A 23,310-nucleotide genomic window follows, 5' to 3' on the forward strand; every position below is an offset into this window, starting at 1 on the left:
ATCCAACAATGGAGCTGAAAACTTCTGTGTTATAAGATCCGTCGTGGATACCCTGATCAAACGTTCGGGAAATATCTTAGAAAATCTAAATCATATAGCTAATTTACAACCTGAGTAGTTACAATATTTTTATTCAAAATTTCACCAAAAAATCAGCTTAATATTAAAATCTAAACCCTTATTCTTTACCCAATTACAAACCCTTAATTCATCAGTAATCAACCGAATTTTCATCACTTACTTAGAGCAAGGATACATTGCTTTGCTTTTTCGAGTAAGGATGTTTAAAAAATGAATGACTCATTCAACCCAATTTCCATAATAACCAAACAAGGAGGTCATAACAACCCCTCATCGTCAAATGAATAGTAGTTTGAATTGTGATTCATTAGCTCTTGTTTAAAAATAGTAAGACGAATTAATTCAACTTCACTTTTACCCCTTCCCAATGTGCTTTCATTTTCGATAGCATTAAAAAAAACTGTAATTAGACCAATAGAAACTTCGCATCAACAACAGCTTCTAAATCATCAAAAAAGTTCGACATAATTCCGCCTCCCGCTACTACACAGGACAAACTGGAAAAATTCCGGTTTGTCCTTTTTTCACTTCCTTCAATTAGCTGATTTACAGTATGTATAAGGCTAACAACTTCATTGACCCGGGAAGTTCGATAACCCGTTCCGTCAAATACAAGTTTTTCGGGAAATATCGAACTTATGATCTGTCTTTTTATCTGTATTTCGGCACTTTTATACATCTGACTAAGGTTTTGAAGTACTTTCAACGCCTTGTCAAGCAGTTGATCTATGCTGATTATCTGAGTTGCCGTTTCGGCCAGTTTTCCTTCCTACATATCCAGTTTTCTACGAGACTCCTCTTTGATTAGCCTGTAGTCTTCTGCGTCAAGCAAATTGTCCAGAAACTTCTCCCGCGCGCTTCCGAGGCGCTCATTATGCCGTTTGATTTCACTGAGAATCTCCTGTTTGGCGGTTCTTCCACCCGCTGTGAATTTTGTATAAACGTCTTTGATGACTTTGCGGTAAAGTTCCTTTGCGGCATTATGCAACCGGAATCGCTTAAGCTCGTTTTCAAAAAGTCCGTTGGCAACATTCGCCCGGGTTCTGAATCCGCAGGCTGATACGCAATGGTAGTAAAAGTAGTGTTTCTTTTGCTGACTGGTAGATGCACTTCCCGTCAATTGTTTTCCGCACTTTGGGCATACCAGGAAGTTCCGTAACGGCAGCATTTCATCCGTATCAATCTTTGCTCTGGGCTTCACTGTTCTACCATCAAGGACTTCCTGCACCTTGTAAAAAAGTGTCTCTGAAACAATGGGTTCATGTTGTCCGGGCACAAGCTGATATTCCTCATCCTTATATTTGGGAACCTCTATTTTGCCACAATAAACGGGATTGCGAACCACGGTATAAAAAAAGCTTTTGCTGCATTTCAGACCTTTTTTGTTGGCCATTTTACGGATCTGATCCGTAGAGTACTGCCCTAAGGCCAGTTCCTCAAAAGCCCATTTTAAAATACTTGCATCCGGCTCTTTGGGAACAATGGATTTACGTCCGGCTTCATCCGTCCGGTTTATATAGCCTCTCGGGGCTACTCCCATCCACCTCCCTTCTTTTCTCGCCCGGCGCATGCCATATAGCGTATTCAGTGCTCTGCGGTCATTCTCTACTTCGGGGGCAGCGAGGTAAAAGGCCAGCATCATCTTGTTTTCGGGTACGGAAAGATCAAGAGGTTGTTCCACTGCTTGTGGCTCCACACCCAGTTTTTCCAAAGTATTTATCATTTGATAGGCATCCCCTGCATTTCTGCTGAATCTATCCCACTTGGTAAACAGAATGAGATCAGGATTTTTGCGTCGTTTACGCAACTCCAACAACAGTTTTTTCCATTCAGGGCGGGAAAATGTCTTGGCTGAATGGTCTTCCTGAACCACCTTGCTTATCTCTATTCCATTAAGCTGGCTGTATTTTCTCAGTATTTCTTCCTGATGCCGCAGAGAATACCCTTTGTCTGCTTGTTCGTCTGTGCTTACCCTGATGTATAGAATCGCTGTTTTCATTGCCTGAGGTGTTTTTGTTGATGTCGTCTTCTTCCTTACAAACTTGCTGTACTGCAATTTCGGCCATTTTATAGAGAAAGTCCAGTATACCTTCTGCCTGCTTGTGATTAATCTCCATTCCGTGGCGTTTGTAAACCCTTATTGCCATTTCCGGTGTCACATTTCTATTCTTTGTTTTCATTCCCGCCCTGTTTGGTTTCAGCATAGGGGGCAAAGAACGAAACCCGGAGAGAAAATTTATCACACCGCCAAATCGCAGTGTGAGTTTTTTTGTCGGGAACACTGACAGTTCTCCCCCATGTCTAACCGTTAAGCCGCAAAAATGGCCGCGCAGAGGGGGCGGCAAGATTTTACGAAAAAAAATACGACCCGGTAGGGTGGAGATTTTTTTCCGTTAACCGAAGGCTTGATCTTGCCAGGGAAAGGGAGGACATACCTTTGCGCAACGGTTGGATGTGGGGTTTAAATACTTTATAAAAAAAGGAAAGCTTTACATCATCTTTGCTTTCAAAAGATCCATTAACTCTTGTTTTTCCTTTTTCATATCTTCTATCAACCCCTGCAAATGCTTAATTTGCTCTTCATAGAATGATTTTTTATCAGGGTAAAAATGCTGATTAAATATTGAGTCTGAATGCACCTGAAATTCCTTATTCATGACCCTAACCCCATTTATTTCTTCATCAAGAAACTCTTCTGTATTTTCGCCCAGAATAGTAGCAATTTTCTCCAAAGTCTCAGGAGTAACTCTTCTTTGTCCTCTCTCTATTCTCGCATATACCGGTTGAGACATTTTAAGCTGTGAAGCCATGTACTGTTGCGTAATCCCCTTCTGCTTGCGAGTTCTTCTTATTTTATTGGTGTCGATCATGGCAAAAAATATTGAAGCGTTTAATCAGGGGTTAAAAGTAAAAAGAAATGAGTTACCACAATTGTCTTTAAGCAATACCTCAAATCAAAATTTCAATTCAAATATAGGTACAAAAAATGAATAAAACAGAATATAATTCCGATAAATGAAATAAAAGCAGAAAATATTCTATCCGAGAATTAACTTTTTGTATTACATTTGTCTTGTCAAAGTTTAATTTTTTAACCCACATCGTTGATCAGCCGCTATAAGACCAGGGGATTTTTTGACAGGAAGATTGAGGCTGCGGATCATTTTTGGAAATTATGAGCGTTCATGAAGAATCCTTTTTTAGTATTAGGTGTTTTTTTATCAATTACAAATTGTGCTCCAGAGAAAACCATAAATCATCCTGAACCAACCTTGGTTAATGGGTACCTAATGGTTCTTGGAACAAATGATACCATAAGAGATCGTCCTTATAAAATAGCTCTATTACGTAATTCGAGGCGGAAAGTTTATGATGAAACATATACCGATGATAATGGCTATTTTGAGCTTGAGCATATAAGTGAAGAAGGGGACAATCCTGTCGTATATGAATTGAGATTTGATGATCATATTCCCGATGAAACGTTTACAGGAGAAATAGCTGTATTTGTTGATACATTAGCACCAAACTCCGGAGTATCTCAATTACGACCAGGAAGTTACAAAGGCAGAGGTGGCTTCAGTTCAGGTTTCCAAAGCTGGGCAAATGTAACTTTAGAGAAAAGAGCATGGTTAGAACTTGAAGTTGAGAACATTGATCCTCAGTTAGGTGACCAGATTCGAATAAAATTTGTTAGTCACCGAGCGGGGACAGGAAGTTGGGAACACACATTTTACCACGGTCAGCACTGGAAAATTATTTTACCGGGAGTAGGCAATGTCGAAAATATCCTTGAGTATTCTGTGAAAATTGAAGATGGTTTCGTCCCCAAGACTGAGCGGATTCTTCTCGGAGAAATGGATACAACATATTTTAAACTGGAATACTAAAAAGCATATACTTTTATGAGATGGATCATTACTTTATTGACTTTCATATCCTTCTTGAAGCCACTAACAGGACAAGAAATCATTGGAGCAATGGTTGAAATGGATGTTGATAAGAATCTCTTCCGGGCATTTATTCAAGTTGGTGAAGATAAAATGTACCGAGGTACCATATTATCTGTTAGTGATACTGGAATTGTAATAGCAGAAGCAAAGTTTAGTAAAAGCAAGCTCATTTCAGGAGACAGGTTGGTTCCGGTATCATTTTTTCCTTCAAAAAATATTCAATACTTAAATATTCGCAAGAGGAACAGTATGAGAACCAAAAATGTACTCTCGGCTTCAGGGGTTGTGCTGGGAATTGGAATAGGGTTTCTTGTCAATTCCGATTCAGATCCAACCAATAATGCATTATATGGCGCGGCTATTGGAGGCTTAACCGGAGTTATTTTAGGTAGAATAACAACAACCCGGATATACGAGCTGCAAATTAATGGAAATGAAAGTGTGTATTTAGAACATCTCCGTGAGTTTCAAAAATTCTCACCGGATAGTTTACCTTCTGAACGTCTTTTTATCCAGAACGGGATTCGCTTTGGTTACAACACTAAGAGCGACTTTTTTAGGAATTCTCAAAGTTGGTGCAATATGCTTTTTGAAAAAAGAGCATCGTCAAAAAATACTGCTTCAAGGTTTGTAGATCAAACAAGAACTATCTATGCTGGTCATAAGGACAAGTCAAAAGGGAAGGCTTTATTTTACGAAGGCCAGCACTGGAAAATTGTATTTCCAGATGTAGGCAATATGAATAATCACAACAATTACTTGACGGGACATAAGGATGGGATATTCCACCCAAGATATATGGTAAAACTTGGTGAAATGGATACCACGTATTTTAAACCTGAGTATTAGCCAAAAAAAGACAGCGGCGTAGTGTTAGGCCACTACGCCGCCTGTAATTGATTTTTTCATTAACTCCAAAAACCAATTTTAAATGAAACGCAAAGTTACGATGTTTGTTTTTCTCATCGGTATGGTTCTACCCGTTTCCGGGCAGCAAACAGCCGTTGATTTTTCCGGGCTTAACAACCCCGATTGGATCCCCACTGGTATTCTCTTTGAGAACAATCCGGATTTCTGGACGTTTAACCGTAACATCCATCCCTGGTTTTATGACGGGGTTAGTGATAGTGTATGCAATAGAGAGATATTTATATCGCTATACGATTTCTTTTATTTTGCCTCATTCACACGACCCAACTCGACCCTTCCCATCATTTCGGATTCTTTGGAAAATGACATCAGAGGTACGGGAAGAGATCCATCCGAGGTTCGTCTTGGCTTAATGGAGTTTTCATATGAATCACTTTCTGATTCAGCAACTAACGCAGGAATTGTTGCTTGGGATACTGTTGATTACGTAGCATACATATTAGACAGCCTAGTGCTTTATGATACGATCTATGAAGTTGACGCTTCTGGTGATACTGTAGGTCTGCATACAATCGTTGACACAGTTGTATATTTTGATCCTGACAGTATTGGGGATTTGGTCTTCGATACACACAACCTTTTCGCTATGGCAGCTTTTAATGATCGCATTGATCTCAAAAGCCCCAATGAACCCTTTACGTTTTTCCTTGAGAGCATCTATCGGTTCCACGATGGTTCAGGTTCGGGCAACTACCAGATCAGTGTGGATGGAGGAATAACCTACCAAACACTTATCCCCAATGTGCCTCTTACATTCAACAACCACAACCTCGGCACAGGCGTCCACCAGATAAAGGTACGCAGAGATAGCCATGCAGAATCTCTAAAAGGGACATTTGGATTGGATGTTGTTGTGATGGTTGAGGTTCCGGATTATCAAATTGCCGACTTTCCACCAATTCAGTGCCCTGATCTGGATACATCAGATGGTGTAGGGACAGGAGTAGCAACATTTTTCATCAATGACCTCAGCAATGGCAGTTTGAAAAAACCCGTAATCATTGTTGAGGGCATGGATATTTTATCGTTTCGGAGTACGGAGAATGACTGGGAGTATGGAAGTCTTTCGGATACTAACCTCCAATATGGAGCATACGATTATGTCACGTTCTTTTCCGGTCAAGAGAAGGTGCGAAGAGCTTCAAATCCGTATGAGAATGGAGATTCACTGCTCCATTTTTTGATGAAAGAAAATGATTACGATGTGGTTTACGTAGACTTCCAGTCCAGCCGAACCCGGATTCAACGAAATGCCAATTTCCTGATGCGGATTATTCAACATGTAAATGCCGAATTGGAAGCAAATCAGAGCAATGAACAGATAGCTGTAATGGGTGTCGGCACCGGTGGGGTAATAGCCCGGGTAGCCCTGCGCGAAATGGAACTTCAAAACTGTTGCCACAACACACGTATGTTCACCTCATTTGATGCTCCCCATAAAGGGTTCAATATCCCCTTGAGATTGCAATACTTTATGGATCATACCAGAGTACGCTTTTACATGCCTAGAAACAAACGGATCAGGACATTTTATCAATATGTGGTAAAGAATCCTTTGTTTGCCCAACTTCTAATTGAAAACATTGATGAAGACGATGCCCAGCACTACGGAAATTTCATGAACTACCTTAATGAAATAGGTATGCCTGAAGCGCCAAGGAATTTTGCTACAACCAACGGGAATGACGGAGGGATAACCCAACATATACAGGATGGAAATACAAACTTAATTATGCCCGGAGATAAATTTTTTGAACATACGGTCAAATTTTTTGCTCCTGTGGTTTTTCCCACTACCCAAAATGTAATGCCATCTTTAATTGCGGGCTTAGTGTTGACCGGTCCTAATAATTTTTATTTGGCTCATGCAGTTCCATACTTAGGCGGTGAAGGTGCACAGGGAGATTTAGAGATATATAAATATGGACCAAGCATTTGGGTGAATACCGGACACCTTGCCCTCCATTATACCCTTTGGACAAAAGGGTTATTTGGATTGAAAGCGATTGTTACAAAGCACCTCGTAGCATTAGCGTCTGCTGTGATGAGCGGATGTACATTTTGCCCACCTATTATTTTTACCTCTGAGCAGGTTCAAAAAGTCCTATATGGGGGCTTCATCACAACATTGCTGGTGGCTAACCAACATTTAAATAATACACTAAATGGAGGAAGCTGGATGAACGTTCAAGAAACACCTTTTCCTACACTTGCCTATGACCGTGCACCGGGAGGGCGTTATGATTTTCCCGAACTACTCAACAGACGTTCTCAGAAGAGTATAGGAGATATAGACCGCCCTGAACATGGATTTGTTTCAGTTTTGAGCGCCCTCAACATTGATAGTACAAATCTGACTATGGATGTTCTATATGGTTTTCAAAGTACTGATCATAGCAAGTAGATGCCCTTTGAAGATTATCACTCAGCAATAAACTATCAATCCGTTCATCATAATGAAAATCACAGCTTATTGACTCTTGGTACAACTGAAAATAAGGGAAATATTCGCTGGTTTATGGAAAAACTAAATGTTACGTACAGTCCGGCAGCCCCATCTTCACAAAGCATTATCGTATTACAGGGAGAGACCATGAACTATGGTGTTCCCGGAGGAGGAAATATGACTCCCCCGGAAACACGGCTGCGCAATATGGACATCCTTGCCAACGGTAAAGCAGCAGTCAATTCGCTCGACAATGTAGGGCTCCCCTTCCAGCAATTACTCCCTCCTGTTGGTGGAAGCTATTTTTCAGTATCAACACAGGCTTCTGAATGTGGGGGAACATACTGCAAAGTTGATAATGATGGTGTCTTTCAGGTTGGAGAGTTTTTTTCATCAGCTCCTACATCTTCAACCACAGGTCAGGCTATCTTCCTTGAAAACTCCACCCTTGAAATTTTACCGGGCGGAAAACTGGTGATTGAAAGACAATCCCGCCTCATTATCGAAGAAGGGGCTACGCTTATCATACATCCCGGAGCGGAGATCTATCTCAATGATGCCACAGCTATATTGGAAATCAAGGGAAAGATTGAACTGAAAGACAATGCCGTGTTTACTTTTACCTCTGAGGATCCTGAAAACTATGGCCATGTGATCTTCAACCAGCGCCAGTGGGATGATGGAGGTGAAATACCCGTAGAAGAGTACTGGGAAGTGGGAGAAAATGCCAGCCTTGAATTTCAAGGTGTTGGGCAGCATGGTAAAGTATTGATGGAATGCAAGCAGAATTTTCGTTCCAAAGATCTTTCATTGATAAAGATCACAAATGGAACAGTAGATATCCACGAGCATATCACAGCCAACCTTACAGCAAATTCTTTGTATCTGGAGTATCTAAGGGTTAAAGGACACGCTGAAAACAACCATCCTCATCATGGAATTCAGGTTTGGGGGATGAACCACCAAACTGCCCATATCCGTTTCAATAAATTTCAGGATGGTGCATGGGGCATTCGTGGATACCAGCTTGGGGAACAAATTCCTTTGATGGTGCTGCAATGTGACTTTACCAATAACGAAAATGCGCTGTACTTTAACAATGGGTCTTTTTGGGTGCATAGCTGTACGTTTGACAGTTCTTCTGAAGGCATAGTGTCGGAAGCGGCTTCAGGATCCTCCACCGTAGAATCCAGTCAGTTCAATGGGACACATGCTCCTATTGTTGTAGAATCAGATGTAAGTTCCTCTTTGGAAGTTCGAGGTTGCGATTTCGATGGAAGCGGGACTGTTCATGAAACAGCTATCCTTCACAACACCATAGACCTGCGATTGAAGTGTTCGAAAATTGAAGATTATCACATTGGCATCAATACAATCAATGCAAGTGTAGACCTGAGTAATGATGGAGGGAACCGTATTTACTCAACAGTTTTTGCAATACTGCTGGATGAAGCAACGTCTATTTACTTTCACAATGGTGAAAATATCTTGGCAGGGAACATTATTGATGTTTTAGGCGACTTGGCGTCTACTGATCCGCTAGTTATGGTCAACCACAACGGGGGGGATAAAATCAATGCATTGGACAACAACCTTCAGGCTACGTCTACCGGCTTTAAAACACATATTTTTGAATCCGGTACCTCAACACCTATCCCACTCCATTGCCAAAGTTTCCATCTCACACCGGATTGCCGGGAGCCAAGCATTGTTATGAATCATCCTTTTGACACCCTAATCGGCAATATACCAACGGATATTTATGTAGATGTTGAGGGTGTATCTATGCCGTTTTCACTAGGCCTGTTACAGGTTACCGGTGATGTATTCAACAACGAAGGATACGAAGCGCACCTCTATGACGCACTTGTCGATGTTCGAAACATCATGGATGAAGTGTCGCAACAAGTGTATTCAGGAAGTTCGGATGGAACCAAAAAAGCCTTCCGTATAGGGTTTTCCATGATGTTTGATATTCTGCGTAAGTGCTATCACTACGATGTCCTTCAGGCCGTAGGAGCCGATCCAGGCGCTCCGGTCAATCCCTATATCAACTCGATGAACAACTACATTGACGACATCATCGGTTTTATTCCGTCCGGTGCTGATTACGATGAACAAGTGGCTATCCAGCACATCATCCGGGCACATGTGTACAGGTTAGCACAACACCACCAGTTTGCCCTGTATGCCTTGTCTCAGGTTGGAGGTGATATTTCCCCGCAAACGGAAGACCGCAAAGAATACTGGAATTGCTTGATATATTGGGAAATGGAAATGCTGCTTGGCAACATCACCATGGAAGACTACAACCAGCAGTTTATCACCTGCGGCATGATGTTCAGTCCGTATAAGACCTATGAGGACGAAGATCGGTTTGCGGAATGGGAAGAAAAGGTAAAAAGGGAGGGACAGCTTTCCATTTACCCCAACCCCGCAATGGACAATATCTATGTGCGTATGGAGAACATTGCCTCCCCTGAAGACGAAGTGGTGATCACCATAACAGCATCAGACGGGAAAACGGTACTCACCCGTAAAGAACAGTCCTCATTCCTGATCGGAGTCAATGTATCAGAGCTCTCACAGGGAGCCTATACATTGACGGTCAAAACACCTTATAAAACGCATAACGGGCAGTTTTTGATCGCCCGCTAAAGAGTGGTTCTTGTTTTAGTTTTTTCTATTCTCAAAAAGCCTGGTCGTATTGACCGGGCTTTTTCTCAATTACGGTTTAAATGCTTTGCTAAATCGTTCAGAACCTCAAACATATCTTGTATTTTATCCCCCACTCCACAATAGTTTTTTGCTACTTTCTCCGCATACATCAATTTCTCCTCAGGATTTGAAGTGGAATTGAAATACCGGGTGATCTGGTTGATGTTGATGCCAATGGACTGGAGTTCGTTTCTGATTCTTGCAAGCTTTAATTTAACCTCGTGCAGGCTTGCATCATACGTGTTAACGGTGATCTTTTTCTTGAAAAGCATATCTCGGATCAGCTCACTTAGAGTCTGACAATAGGTGCTTTTTTGAAGAAGCCTTTCAAGTTTTGCGTCTTCTTTTTCAGTGAACCTGATGGTTCTTTTTATTGGGTATTCTACGGCTCTTTTTTTCATGGTTTCTTTGGCTTTAGATAAATCCGACTTCGGAGGATTTATCCCCCTCTGCGACTTTGGAGTGGGAGGCAAGATTGGATTGGCGTCCGACAATCCTACATCTTGCTGATTGCTCAAAAATGCAATCCATGACCTTGAAAGGATTGTGACAAATCTTTGGTATTGTATCCATTCATGACGATTTAATTTTGGTTTACGGGTCAAAATTGAGGCCTCTTAGGAAGTTTTTTTCTCACTGTGGTTTGGAAGTGGGTGTTTTATTTTGGACGACCTATAATCATTCTAAAATTAGACGCTTAGGAGGGTAAAAGCCTTTAGGTGTTTTTTGCCAAAAAACATGGGTGGAAGAGGAAGGTTTTGTATTTTTGAAAAAAATAGACATGACAATAGATCAGATATTTACAGCAATTGGACTCGTTGGGTTTGGTGGACTTCTCAAAAGTCTTTTTGACTTTTTAATTGCATCAAGAAAGGCAAAACAAGAATCAAAACACGCATTAAAAGAGGTGCGTTACAAAGCAATTATCTTGTTATGTTATGCTCTCGTCTACTACGACAGAGAAAAAACAACTTTCATCATCAATCGACCTGACATTAACTCGGTTGAAAGACTAAGGAATGAGGTTCATGTAGAATTTATCAATATGTCACTATTTGCTTCAGATAAAGTCATTCTTGAGATAAAGCAATTTTTAGGAAAGCAGGATAGCCAGACATTAAATAACCTTGCATTAGCAATGAGAAAAGACCTGTATGGTATTAGGACAAGTTTGAAAGGAAATCACTTTGATCTTGGTCTATAGCTTAGGCTTTTTACCCTTCCCTATGGTTCGTTTTTGCTTCTTAGCGTATGGAATTAACCGGTCAGGAAATTGCACTGCCTTCTCCAGTTGCGTTTTGATTTCATCCCATTTTTGTTGGCGTTTCTTCATATAGGCAATAGGAACAGTGAAGTCAATATCTTCGTGGTATAACAAAGCTTTTTTAGCTATTTCCCCACTAACTTCCTTGTACTTCTTTTCATAAGCCTCAAGCATACTTTGCAAAGAAAAGTGTTGGAGCAGGCATGAAACATCTACAAAGTCCTTTAACCGGGAACCATCTTGTACAATGGCATTAAACTTCATGGCCGCGATATCTTTTAACGACACCATTCGTATTCCATCAACTGAGCCAACCGGATTAATCAGGGGATATTTATGAGCAATCAGGTCAACCTTAACATCATCTATATATCCCAAAAAAGTATTTGTCTCAACGTACGACACCTCAGCCTTGTATTCATCCACAAGGTAATCGCACATTTTTGGAGCGCCAAAATCATTGCCTGTAAATAAATCAATGTCAATAGATATACGATGCCCCAATTGCAGTGCCAATGCCGTTCCGCCTACAAGATAGAAATCCTGTAAGTGTTTGTCGAGCATTAAGCGCTTGATCAGAGCCAATGTTGCTTCCGAGATTGTTTGCGTTTGTAGCATTTCAATTCTTCTGGTTTTATTTTAAAAGTATCTGCCACTTTTTCAATGGCATGGTCGCTTAAAAAAGTAATTTCATTTTTAAGTGCATGGATGATTTTTTTTCTTCCGTAATAATCGATCATCACTTTCCAGTCTTTATCCGTTCCCCGCTCAATGACCCTGGCGATAACCGTGCGGTAGCTTTTGACCCAATCCATTTTACCGTGGTCAAATTCCCAAAACAGTCTGACAGGTAAGTCCGGTTTATTGACTGCCGCAGTTTTTTGTGTGATTACTTTTCGCTCTATCATGATTTCATCCGTCTCGAAAGCGGTCTTTTGTTTGGACAAATAATTGGAAACCGTATTGTAGTTAAACCGGGGGTAATGGTTACAAAAAACCCTCAAACTTGAAAATACTTCAAACCGATTTTCTTCCCGATTTTTCCACCATGCAATGATGATACGACGGTTTTCTTTTGTGATTGCATTCATGACACAAAGATAACGAAAAAGTAGGTTGTTGACAAATATAAATACAATAGTTGTCAAATTAAGTATCTGTTTTCAACATTTGTTACGCCACCAACCTCGCCAATCTCTCCAAATCCTCTAAAAACAAGTTCGATATTTGTCCTTTAAGGGCTACTTGGTAACTCCGGAAAATGTCAAAATTGTTCGGAGTTTTTTCATTTACAGCCATTTAGGAGATTTTTGAATTTATTGGAGTTAAACAAATTCGAAGAAAATTGCCCCTTATTGTCTTTTGAATTAAAAGTCCAAAAATACTTCATTATTCAATGCATACACATTTTAATAAAAATAGCATTAGATATTCTGAAACGATTTTTTTTGCAAATAGCTTGAAAAACACCAGATACTATTTGTAAATGACTATTATAAAAAAACTAGATTAGGATGCCATAGTAGCTTTCAAAACTATTTACATTCTATTTGATTTCTGCAAAATATAGGAAAGGTAGCCTAATGATTCTAGATCCTTTGAAAGACTCAACCCTTTTGATCTATTTTAACACGAAAGCACTTTATTCAAATGACCGAATTTGGACAAAACCATGAAAAATATGAATATAGTTATTGTTTTTCATGCCAATTAAACCAAAATACCCGCCAATTATAAAAGAATTTGTACTTTTTTAAGCCTACTTTTTAAAAACAAGCATCTTTTTGAAGTTTGATTTATATATTTACCCGCCCAACATCCAATAAGTTGGCTAGTATTAATAATTTATCAAATTTATCCCACTTAATTTATGAGAAAAGTTTTACTAAGTTTTGTCTTAGTTCTCTTGTCGATTTCCATGTCATGGGCTCAAAGCCGTGTAGTGACAGGAAGGGTTGTTTCGCAAGAGGAACCAGAAGGATTACCTGGAGTTAATGTAGTTGTTCGAGGAACAACTAATGGAGTAATCACGGATTTAGATGGAGGATACTCCATTGAGGTACCAGATGCTAACGCTACACTGGTTTTTAGTTTTGTAGGGTTTAACACCAAGCAAGAAGTCGTAGGTAATAGGTCGGTTGTAAATGTTACACTGAATCCTGATACTCAAAACCTTGATGAAGTAATTGTAGTAGCATATGGTACCGCTGATAAAGGTAACTTTGTAGGTTCTGCCATATCAATTAAATCAGATCAAATTGCAAATAGACCAATCAATAATGTAGCAAATGCAATAGAAGGTCAATCACCAGGTGTAATCACGACTTCAGCATCAGGACAGCCTGGATCTACTCCAGGAGTAAGGATCAGAGGTATTGGCTCTGTTAATGCGAGTCAAAGCCCTTTGTATGTGGTCGATGGTGTCCCTTTTGATGGAGAATTGTCTAGCTTGAACCCTAATGATATTGAAGATATGACTATCCTAAAAGATGCATCTTCAACAGCACTCTATGGGTCTAGGGCTGCCAATGGGGTGATCATGATCACTACAAAGAGAGGTAAAAAGAACAAATCAAACTTTTCATTCAATATTCAACAAGGTACTGCATCAAGAGCTTTACCTGAATATGATAGAGTAAATGCTGATCAATATTATCCACTTCAATGGGAATCTATAAGAAACTCCTTAATTACTTCAGGTACTGAACCTGCCCTTGCTGCACAAAATGCATCAAATGATTTGATTCCACTTTTGGGCTATAACATTTACAGCAATGTTCCTGACGCACAAGTAGTAGATATAAATGGTAACCTTTCCCCAAATGCAATAAGCAATGTTCAAGGTTTAAACTGGTGGGACGAGATAGAAAGAGTAGGATCAAGGGGAGAGTATAATATGTCATATTCAGGTGCAAATGACAGAACTGACTATTTTACTTCATTGAATTACTTAAAAGAAGATGGTTTTATTGAGAAATCTGATTTTGAAAGAATAACTGCTAGACTAAATGTAAATACCCAAGCCACAGATTGGTTAAAAACAGGTATCAACATCTCAGGTATTAAAAGTGGTGGGAATACTTCAAGAACTGGTTCTTCTTCTTCTTTTGTAAATCCTTTCTTTACCGCTAGGGCTATAGGGCCAATTTATCCAGTATATGCGCAAAACTTGCAAACAGGTGAGTTTATATTAGATGATCTGGGAAATAGAATTTATGATTCTAGAGATTTGGTTCAACTAGGTCTTCCTTTTGGAGCTGGGAGTTCATTTACTGGTAGGCACGTAATTCAAGAGACATTATTGAATGATGACTTGTTTGATAGGATGTCATTATCAACAAGAGCGTATGTAGAGGCTACGTTTTTGAAACATTTCTCTTTTAAACTTAATGTGGCAAATGATTTCATGTCTTTTATGAGATCGACATATGATAATACCATTTTAGGTGATGGGGCTCCAGCGGGAAGAGCAAGTAGAGAGACGCGTAGAACAGATTCTTACACTGTCAATCAACTATTGTCTTACAATAATACAATTAATGAAAAGCACTTTGTGGAAGTACTACTAGGTCATGAATCATATGATTTGAATATTAATTACCAAAGAACAGCTAAACAAGATCAAGTACTTTCTGGAAATACGGAACTAGATAATTTTGTCACCATCAGTAGTGCAGTAGGAAGGTTTGACAGAGCAACGATAGAATCATATTTCAGTAGAGCGAACTATGTGTATGATGACAAATACTCATTTTCTGCTTCCTTAAGAAGAGATGGTTCGTCAAGGTTTTCACCTTCAGTAAGATGGGGTACTTTTTATTCAGTTGGTGCCGCTTGGAGCATAGATAAAGAGGATTTCTTCAGTTCAAATTTCTTTCAAATGTTAAAACTGAGAGCTGCATATGGTGAGGTAGGGAACGATAATGTTTTAAATGACAATAACACACAAAATTACTATCCATATCAAGCGCTATATGACCTAGGCTTTAATAATGCTACTGAACCAGGAATTAGACAAGCTTCACTTTCTAACCCAAATCTAAGATGGGAGAAGAATCCGACCTACGATATTGGAGTAGATTTCGCATTTGCTAACAGGTTTTCAGGTTCATTTGAATATTTTAATAGACAGTCAAGTAACTTACTGTTCAATGTGCCATTGTCACTAACCACGGGCATAGATAACATCACCAGAAATACTGGTACAATGCAAAACAAAGGGTTGGAATTTAACGTTGGTGGAAATGCTTATAGAAACAGAGATTTTTCTTGGGATTTCAACTTTAACATTTCAACTTTTACCAATGTATTTAAGGATCTTCCATTCGATGAGCAAATTTCTGGAACAAAGAAGCTTAAAGTTGGGCATGGAATCAATGATTTTTGGCTAAGAGACTGGTGGGGAGTAGATCCAGAGAATGGTGATGGGCTATATAGAGTTGATGTTTACGATCCAGCTGATGATAGACATAGAATAATAGGTTCTGATACACTAACTAGCGTGATCAATCAAGCAAGATTTCATTATGCAGGAACTTCAATTCCTGATTTTTTTGGAGGTTTGAGCAATACATTTTCTTATAAGAATTTTAGTTTAAATGTATTGGTATCTTACTCTGTCGGTGGGGATTTCTATGATGGAACCTATGCCAGTTTGATGAGCGCGGACCCTAATGGAAGAGCAGCTCACGTCGATATTTTGGATAGATGGAGGCAACCTGGTGATGTTACCAATGTACCAAGAATGGATATTGGCGGAGCCGCTCAGACTGATGGTCAATCAGACAGGTGGTTAGTGGATGGTTCGTATTTGAACTTGAGGTCAGTAAACTTTTCCTACCGACTTGACAAAAACTTACTTGATAGACTTAAAATTCAAGGTGCTACAGTTTATCTAGCTGGAGAAAACCTTGGCTGGTGGTCACAGAGAAGAGGAATGTATGTTTCAGGAACTTTTAGTGGAACAAGCTCCAATTCTTTTACTCCTGCTAGGACATTCACTTTTGGTCTTAATGTAAATCTTTAATCTTTGAAATCATGAAAAAAATAAAATACAGTTTGTTTATTTTACTTACCAGTTTTTTGGTGAGTTGTGATGAAGACTTTCTCAATACACTTCCTACCGATGCAGTATCAGAAGAATTGGTATTTGTCAATACTAGTAATGCATGGGCGGCACTCAATGGAATCCACAGGTCAATGTACGTGAGGTATGATTCTCAAGGTCAGCCCGGAGAAGGTGGAGTCATGATGTATAGGGAGATCATGGCTGATGACGTAGTAATGACTGGCCAAGCGGGGAACTGGCATGTGGGTAACTCGAGGTGGTTGACCCATATGAATGAAAATGCAGCTGATGTTAGGTTTGTTTGGAGGTTTTACTATTTGATAATAGCAAATGCTAACATGATCATTGCCAATATTGATGATGCAGAAGGTCCTCAAAGGGATAAAGATGAGATCAAAGGACAAGCCTATGCTTATAGAGCTTGGGGTCATTGGAATCTTGTGCAAATCTTTGCTGAAAGATTTAACCCAGGCACTGAAAATACTCAGCTTGGCGTTCCTTTGGCTTTAGAACCTATTACAGAAGGTGGCGCTCGTAACACAGTTGCGGAGGTTTACGAACAAGTTCATGCTGATTTAGATATGGCTTTGTCTCTATTAACCGAGAGAAGAAACTTTAAGTCTCATTTTAATGATGCAGTAGTTAGAGGTTTGAAAGCTAGAGTCGCCTTGTCTCAAAGTAATTTTCCTTTAGCAGCTCAATTGGCAAATCAAGCTAGACAAGGTTATACCCTAATGTCTCCAGCACAATTGTATGATGGGTTCAATGATGTAGGTAATCCAGAATGGATGTGGGGATCCGCACAACAAGATGATCAGCAAACCTTCTTTGCGTCTTTCTTTGCCTATATGTCTTTGAATTTCAACTCAACTGTTATAAGGGGTAATCCAAAAGCGATCAACAGTGCTCTCTATGCACAAATTCCAGACTCAGATGCGAGAAAGGGTCTTTGGGATCCAAATGCTGGCACTCCGTCTTTAAGAGATCCGTTTATAGATGAGATGACTTTGAATACCTTTGTAAAGATCAATTATATGAATAGAAAGTTCTTGGCTCAGGCTAACGCTTCATCTGTTGGGGATGTACCTTACATGAGAGCCGCAGAGATGTATTTAATCGAAGCCGAAGCTTTGGCAAGGTCTGGTCAGAATTCAGCTGCTCAAGATGTTTTATTTAGCTTTGTATCAGTTAGAAATCCTCAATATGTAAAGTCGACCAATACAGGGGAAGCACTTATCAATGAGATTATGATTCAAAGAAGAATTGAACTTTGGGGAGAGGGTTTCAGGTGGTATGACCTGAAGCGATTAAATCTACCATTAGACAGGACTGGGGCAAATCACAGCTCAATTATTATAAACAATGTATTTCAAGTACCAGCAAGCTCAAATGAATGGCAATGGAGAATCCCTATTTCAGAATTGAATGCTAATCCATTAATGGTTCAGAATCCTAGTTAAAAGTAGGTATTAATAATATTTAAGAACCTTTTCCTAATGATTTCTCCAGTCCAATTCAATTTTGGGCTGGAGTTTTTTATTTTATTTAACTCTTTTCTATCTTCATGAAAATTTAAACGTGGTAAACTCCTCGCATGAGAAAGAAAATAGCATTGGTTACAGGTGGATTTACAGGTGAGTCAGTCGTCTCCTTGAAAAGCGCTTTGGTCGTAGAAAAAAATCTAAATCTTGAATTATATGATGTCTATAAAGTTTTCATTTACCCCAATCTTTGGTATCATGAGAGTGGTTCTGGTGAGAGGTTTCCAGTTGATTTAAATGATTTCTCCTTAACCTTAGGCAAAGATAAAATCACTTTTGATGGGGTGTTTAATATTCTTCATGGTTCCCCTGGCGAAGACGGAAAGTTGGCTGGATACTTTGATATGCTCAACATTCCATACACTACATGTAATGCTTTGACTTCGGCTATCACTATGAATAAAGGGTACACCAAAGCGATCGTTCAAGGTATACCTGATCTTTTTGTAGCGAGATCTATACAGTTATTCCGACAAGATGGGGATACTGTTGATCAAATTCTTAAGGAACTTAGGCTTCCACTTTTTGTAAAACCCAACAATGGAGGGAGTAGTATTGGTATGTCTAAAGTAAAAGAACCAAATGAACTGCAAGCTGCTTTGGACAGTGCTTTTGCAGAAGACTCTCAAGTGCTAGTAGAGGAGTTTGTGTCAGGTAGAGAGTTCTCTATTGGGGTATACCATGCAAAAGGGAAAACTACTGTACTGCCAGCTACAGAAATTGTGAGTAGTAAAGAGTTTTTTGATTTTGAAGCAAAATATGCAGCTGGTGTCACTGAAGAAATCACTCCTGGTAGAATGTCTGAAGAGGAAGTTTCTAGAGTAAATAGGATCATAGCCCAAGTTTATCTAAAATTGAACTGTAATGGGGCCGTAAGAATCGATTACTTTCTAGAGCATGAGACAGGGAAATTCTATTTTATCGAAATCAATACAGTACCAGGCCAAACGGAAACCAGCTTAATCAGTCAGCAAGTGAAGGCAATAGGAATGTCTATTCAAGATTTCTATACTGGTTTGATTGAGGAAATGTTCCTTTAAACAAAATATTTCGAATCGGGGAATTTAAATATGGTTATTTAACTTCAAACCAGTCAGTTATAACTTCCCATGCTTGACCTTTCCTAACACTTTTTTTAATCTGGTATTTACCAGAAATATTAGAAGTGCTTATAATAGGTCTGTTCGGTAAGCTCTGATTTGAAGATTTCCAGAGCAAAAGACTTCTAAAATCAGGGTAGTTAGTTTTAACATCAGTGCTTTGTTGATGAAATTGAATAGAAGGAAGTATTTGATAATAGTCTAAGTACAAAGCCTTCTCTGGAAGAGAAAAGCCTCCAAAAGCACCATTTTTAGAAGTTAGACTTATTGCACCAGAGAATTGATGATTGTTAAAGAAAAATGATCTTGTCACAATCTCAATTCGCTCAATGTTTTTTGGATCAAAATCTGCAAAAGCGTTTGAATCAAATATTGGTAAATTATCAATTAGAATTAAGGGATTATTTTGAAAAACATTCCCACTAGAAGCATTGATTACTTTAAAAATCGTTTGCTTGTCACTTTTTCTTACATGAACCTCTGGTATATATTCTTTGAAAGTAATTTCTACGTTTTCGAACCTGTTGTAATCGTCTAGGTAGTATGTTTTGTCTGGGAAAATTTGTGTATTTATCTTTTTACCTTCAATTTTTAAAGGCTTATAAAAGTAACTTTCTACCTGTCCTGCAAGCAACAAGCTTTCTAAAAACTTTTCATGACTCAAATCTATATTCAGGTGGGGAATATTAAATTGATCTAAAAACTCAAAAGCTATAAATGGAGGAATGATTTCCATATCATTGTATGAGGCTTGATCTTCAGATTGTGTTAATAGAAATGTAAAGCTCTTGAAAGGACCCAAATCAAAAAACATTTCATCATCTAAATTTGGTTTTGCTTGATTGAAATAGTTTTGTTCGCCATGAGCTGATATATAGTAATTTTTATCTAAATTTTTAGAATTATTTTTTGCATGAATTACGTGACCCCATGGTTCTGTTATTTTGAGGTTTTGATTGAGAACCTTATAAATATTTTCATTTATGTGACCTTGATATTGATCTTCCAAAAATGGATTTTTAAGTGAAATTGAGATGATTTCTTCTACTGAGTGGTCTAGCTCAAATTCCTCGTTTTTAGTAAATTCTTTTTTATTGATTAAACTTTTATTTTTACCAGCTTCTGTGTTTGTGGTTTTAATACCTATTTTTTCTTTAGAAACAGGAGGTTTGTCTGGGTTTATGATTGTTACAAACTGATTGTAAACCCCTTTTTTACTTGTGAAAGGGCTGCTTCTAGAGTATGCTCTTAAAAGGTAGTTATCTGATTTTATTTGACTTGGAAGAATAAAGAGAGATGTGTTTTGACCTTTTATTAACGGAACAATGGCTTGATAAACTGGAATTCCATTTCTATCTGCTATTTCAATGTAGCCAGTGCTTGGAGTAAATGTAGTATCTGAAGAATCGATGATCATTGAGAATGCAACAGGTTCACCTACACTAAAAATATCTTTAGATAAATGTACATAAACTGACTCTTCCCATAAGTAACTTTGGCCATGAATAGATAAACTTAAAAGCCCAATTATCACGATTAAAACAAGTTTTTTCATTTACTTTCTAAAATTCAATTTTCCCAAAACTCTGGCATAACAATCGTTCCTCCACGCTCTCTACAATCCACACAAAATCTCGGAGCTGACTGAAAAGCATAAGGGAATGGATTGTTCTCCCTAAAATAGGGATTTACAGGCATAAATCCTCCAGGTCCAAAAACATCTTTATAACTAATACTTGTAAGCGTATCTTGTCTAGCAGCACAGCCAATATATTCTTCAATAGTTACTGGCCAAGGCAAAACCTCCATAAAGTCAATAAATATTCTTTTTTCTGTTGCTATACCCATGCTTATTAAGCCTACAGCTGACCCATCACCTTCGCCTATCATTTTAATATTACTGCTACTCAAGGATGGCTATGGACTGAATATGCCTCCAATATCCTCTGTGTTTTTTCTCATTATTTCCCAAAAATCAAATGCCTCTTTACTGATTGCCATTTGTTTTACTAAAATGGAGTATCTAATCCCTAGTTTTTCAGAATTGTTGGGGATTAATGCTAACTCTCTGTCAGCAACCTGACCTCCTCCATGTCTAGATATACTTTCTATCAAAATCCGTTGGACCCTATTTTGATTCCAGCATCTTGATACATTGTTCTCTGGTAAGACTTCTTCTACATTCTCGGTTATCGGATTGTAGGCGTAGGAAGTTGTGATGGCAGATCTATAGACCCAGTCTTCTTCATATTGCCAGAGCAAATGTTCTGTATCATTCTCTACGTTTGTATTTAGTCTTATAGTTACCCCTGTATCTTGTTTTCTCCAAGTAATTTGCTCTATCTCTGGTGCTGTCAATGGAGTCATCCAATCTGACTCATATTCTTCAGAAGCACTTATTCTAATTTATAGTTGATACCTTTGACCAGTACTCAAATTCTCCTCTATCATATAAGTACCGCCTTCATTTTCAGTAAAGTTCCAAGAACCAGAACTTTCTCCATAAAGCACTAGTTGAGCTCCGCTTATGCTATTGATTTCGCTTGGGCCTAAATTACTGGTTCTGCTTAATTTGATAAATGAGGGAATATTATTGATATTAATGAAACCTTCTACTACTAATAAATCTAGGTCACTGTCGTTTATTTCAGGGGTATATTTTTCTTTACAACTTGCCAAAAACAACAAGATCATTAATAAACTAAATAGTTTCGCATGTTTTTTCAACGTATTCATCAAATTCTAAAGTTGTAGGTGATAAATGGTATTGGTCTAGCAAAAATGGATAATTGATAGCCTTGTAAGGCTCCGTTCACAGGAGTGAAAAACACAGAAAATGGATTTTGTCTTCCAAGTACGTTATATACACCAAGTGACCAAGAGGAGTGTGCTAATTTTTTCACTTTATGATTTCCTTCAATATTGATAGACAGGTCAAGTCTGTAATAATCGGGGATTCTGTAAGCATTCCTTTCCGAAAAATATATTCTTTCAGATCCAGCATATTCAAATTTAGCAACAGGCAAAGTGATTGGTCTTCCAGTATTGTAAGTGAAGCTTAGAGAAGTATTTACTCGTTTGCTCAGTTCATAATTTCCCATAAATGTCAAATTATGAGGCTGGTCAAAGTTGTTTGGATACCAATCACCATTATTAATTATTTCAGCTGTCTCATCTTGTGCTGTGCGAAGAAGTGATCTTGAATAAAAATAACTTACCCAGCCATTTAGTTTTCCTGTGTTCTTTTTGAACATCAGTTCAAAGCCATAAGACTTACCTTCTGTATTTAAAATGTCCTGCTCAACTTGATCATTTAGGAGTAATACTGCTCCAGATCGATAGTCAAGTAAGTTCTTCATCGTTCTGTAGTAAACCTCTGAAGATAATTCGAAAGTATTTTTTTTCAAGTTCTTGTAGTATCCCAAAGAAATTTGATCCCCCCATTGTGGGGCAATGTTATTGTCAGATAGCTTCCATATATCTGTAGGTGCAATAGCTGTATTGTTTGTTAATATTTGTAAGAATTGTCTACTTGTGTTATAGCCTACTTTTAATGAAGATGAATTATTTATCATGTACCTCATACCAAACCTAAACTCTGGCCCATGGTGAGTATGAAGATTTTCGAAATTTTCAAATGTTTCTTCTCGAATAAGGGTGTTTGGGGAAGGTGAGCTGCCTTCTTCGTAAATCCTTAAATTTCCCGGCCCTAAGTAATTGTATAAAACATACCTTAAGCCTAAGTTTACATTTAACTTATCGCTAATTTCGACATCATCAGCTATATAAATAGCAGATTCTAGTGCGTTTTCTATACTTGTCGTTTGTGGAGCAATAGTCGATTCTTCTCCTAATGGTTGAAGAGACCCTGGCATCAAATTATATTCTTGGGTGCTCAAACCATATGAAAGTTTGTGTCTAAAACCGACTTCTTGCTTAAAGTTTATTTTTATGAATTTTTGTTTGATGTCATATCCTAGACGAAATGAGTTTGGTGGACTATCCCTCCCCTCTATACCAAATTTATAAGTATCTTGCCCTATAATGAATTCTGACTCTAGCTTATTGTTAATATAGTATACCCAGCAATTCCGAGCATAAATTTTCAAGTTGATTGTTAGGTTGTTACAACTATGCTTAAGAATTAATCTTCGGGCTATTCAAAAGGAACGTAAAAAATCCTATATAACTGAACCTGAGTCACATGCA

General features: G+C 38.5%; 18 protein-coding genes and 1 pseudogene. 8 read left to right on the top strand and 11 right to left on the bottom strand.

The features are described 5' to 3' along the window. Positions 1-487 precede the first annotated feature (487 nt). The 4 genes from MM239_RS17880 to MM239_RS17895 all read right to left on the bottom strand — a co-directional run bounded on the left by MM239_RS17880 (position 488) and on the right by MM239_RS17895 (position 2,951). Complete coding sequence (locus MM239_RS17880) at positions 488-760, bottom strand: hypothetical protein (RefSeq protein WP_241349613.1); 273 nt, start codon at positions 758-760, stop codon at positions 488-490. 90 nt (positions 761-850) lie between these two features. Then, the gene (locus tag MM239_RS17885; RefSeq protein WP_241349614.1) at positions 851-2,080 is read right to left on the bottom strand and encodes a recombinase family protein; all 1,230 of its coding nucleotides are present in this window, start codon (positions 2,078-2,080) and stop codon (positions 851-853) included. After that, on the bottom strand, positions 1,974-2,261 hold the full coding sequence (locus tag MM239_RS17890) for a hypothetical protein (protein ID WP_241349615.1): 288 nt from the start codon (positions 2,259-2,261) through the stop codon (positions 1,974-1,976). The genes MM239_RS17885 and MM239_RS17890 overlap by 107 nt, the downstream gene beginning before the upstream one ends. A gap of 309 nt (positions 2,262-2,570) precedes the next feature. After that, positions 2,571-2,951: a helix-turn-helix domain-containing protein gene (locus MM239_RS17895; RefSeq protein ID WP_241349616.1), complete on the bottom strand. Its 381-nt coding sequence runs from the start codon at positions 2,949-2,951 to the stop codon at positions 2,571-2,573. Positions 2,952-3,266: 315 nt separating this feature from the next. Between MM239_RS17895 and MM239_RS17900 the strand changes: the two genes are divergently transcribed. The 4 genes from MM239_RS17900 to MM239_RS17915 all read left to right on the top strand — a co-directional run bounded on the left by MM239_RS17900 (position 3,267) and on the right by MM239_RS17915 (position 10,068). Next, positions 3,267-3,971 (top strand): hypothetical protein, encoded by a 705-nt coding sequence (locus tag MM239_RS17900; protein ID WP_241349617.1) that lies wholly within the window; start codon positions 3,267-3,269, stop codon positions 3,969-3,971. A gap of 54 nt (positions 3,972-4,025) precedes the next feature. After that, the gene (locus MM239_RS17905; protein WP_241349618.1) at positions 4,026-4,883 is read left to right on the top strand and encodes a hypothetical protein; all 858 of its coding nucleotides are present in this window, start codon (positions 4,026-4,028) and stop codon (positions 4,881-4,883) included. A gap of 82 nt (positions 4,884-4,965) precedes the next feature. Next, entirely contained in the window at positions 4,966-7,368 is a 2,403-nt protein-coding gene (locus MM239_RS17910) for a hypothetical protein (protein WP_241349619.1), read from the top strand. Then, complete coding sequence (locus tag MM239_RS17915; protein ID WP_241349620.1) at positions 7,369-10,068, top strand: T9SS type A sorting domain-containing protein; 2,700 nt, start codon at positions 7,369-7,371, stop codon at positions 10,066-10,068. A 65-nt stretch (positions 10,069-10,133) separates the two neighbouring features. Here MM239_RS17915 and MM239_RS17920 read toward each other — a convergent pair whose 3' ends face one another. Further along, the gene (locus MM239_RS17920) at positions 10,134-10,529 is read right to left on the bottom strand and encodes a plasmid mobilization protein (RefSeq protein WP_241349621.1); all 396 of its coding nucleotides are present in this window, start codon (positions 10,527-10,529) and stop codon (positions 10,134-10,136) included. Positions 10,530-10,870: 341 nt separating this feature from the next. On the opposite strand from MM239_RS17920, the gene MM239_RS17925 reads away from it, so the two are divergent. Continuing rightward, positions 10,871-11,332 (top strand): hypothetical protein, encoded by a 462-nt coding sequence (locus MM239_RS17925; RefSeq protein WP_241349622.1) that lies wholly within the window; start codon positions 10,871-10,873, stop codon positions 11,330-11,332. Here the strand turns inward: MM239_RS17925 and MM239_RS17930 are convergent. After that, a complete protein-coding gene (locus MM239_RS17930) occupies positions 11,327-12,010 on the bottom strand; it encodes a nucleotidyl transferase AbiEii/AbiGii toxin family protein (RefSeq protein ID WP_241349623.1) in 684 nt (227 codons plus the stop codon). The two genes, MM239_RS17925 and MM239_RS17930, sit on opposite strands and share 6 nt — an antisense overlap. Then, the gene (locus MM239_RS17935; RefSeq protein WP_241349624.1) at positions 11,968-12,483 is read right to left on the bottom strand and encodes a DUF6922 domain-containing protein; all 516 of its coding nucleotides are present in this window, start codon (positions 12,481-12,483) and stop codon (positions 11,968-11,970) included. The genes MM239_RS17930 and MM239_RS17935 overlap by 43 nt, the downstream gene beginning before the upstream one ends. Positions 12,484-13,262: 779 nt before the next feature. Between MM239_RS17935 and MM239_RS17940 the strand changes: the two genes are divergently transcribed. From MM239_RS17940 to MM239_RS17950, 3 genes are all read left to right on the top strand, one after another. After that, on the top strand, positions 13,263-16,418 hold the full coding sequence (locus tag MM239_RS17940) for a SusC/RagA family TonB-linked outer membrane protein (protein ID WP_241349625.1): 3,156 nt from the start codon (positions 13,263-13,265) through the stop codon (positions 16,416-16,418). A gap of 11 nt (positions 16,419-16,429) precedes the next feature. Beyond that, a complete protein-coding gene (locus MM239_RS17945) occupies positions 16,430-17,920 on the top strand; it encodes a RagB/SusD family nutrient uptake outer membrane protein (protein ID WP_241349626.1) in 1,491 nt (496 codons plus the stop codon). Positions 17,921-18,054: 134 nt separating this feature from the next. After that, a complete protein-coding gene (locus MM239_RS17950; RefSeq protein ID WP_241349627.1) occupies positions 18,055-19,041 on the top strand; it encodes a D-alanine--D-alanine ligase in 987 nt (328 codons plus the stop codon). A 34-nt stretch (positions 19,042-19,075) separates the two neighbouring features. On the opposite strand, the gene MM239_RS17955 is transcribed toward MM239_RS17950, so the two are convergent. From MM239_RS17955 to MM239_RS17970, 4 genes and pseudogenes are all read right to left on the bottom strand, one after another. Beyond that, a complete protein-coding gene (locus MM239_RS17955) occupies positions 19,076-20,656 on the bottom strand; it encodes a Plug domain-containing protein (protein ID WP_241349628.1) in 1,581 nt (526 codons plus the stop codon). Between the two features lie 14 nt (positions 20,657-20,670). Next, a complete protein-coding gene (locus MM239_RS17960; protein WP_241349629.1) occupies positions 20,671-20,991 on the bottom strand; it encodes a hypothetical protein in 321 nt (106 codons plus the stop codon). 27 nt (positions 20,992-21,018) lie between these two features. Next, positions 21,019-21,837: pseudogene (locus MM239_RS21235) on the bottom strand (DUF4249 domain-containing protein). Further along, the gene (locus MM239_RS17970; protein WP_241349630.1) at positions 21,837-23,210 is read right to left on the bottom strand and encodes a TonB-dependent receptor plug domain-containing protein; all 1,374 of its coding nucleotides are present in this window, start codon (positions 23,208-23,210) and stop codon (positions 21,837-21,839) included. The pseudogene MM239_RS21235 and the gene MM239_RS17970 overlap by 1 nt, the downstream one beginning before the upstream one ends. Positions 23,211-23,310: the final 100 nt, after the last annotated feature.

It is taken from the genome of Belliella filtrata, from assembly GCF_022549775.1.
Classification (GTDB): domain Bacteria; phylum Bacteroidota; class Bacteroidia; order Cytophagales; family Cyclobacteriaceae; genus Belliella; species Belliella filtrata.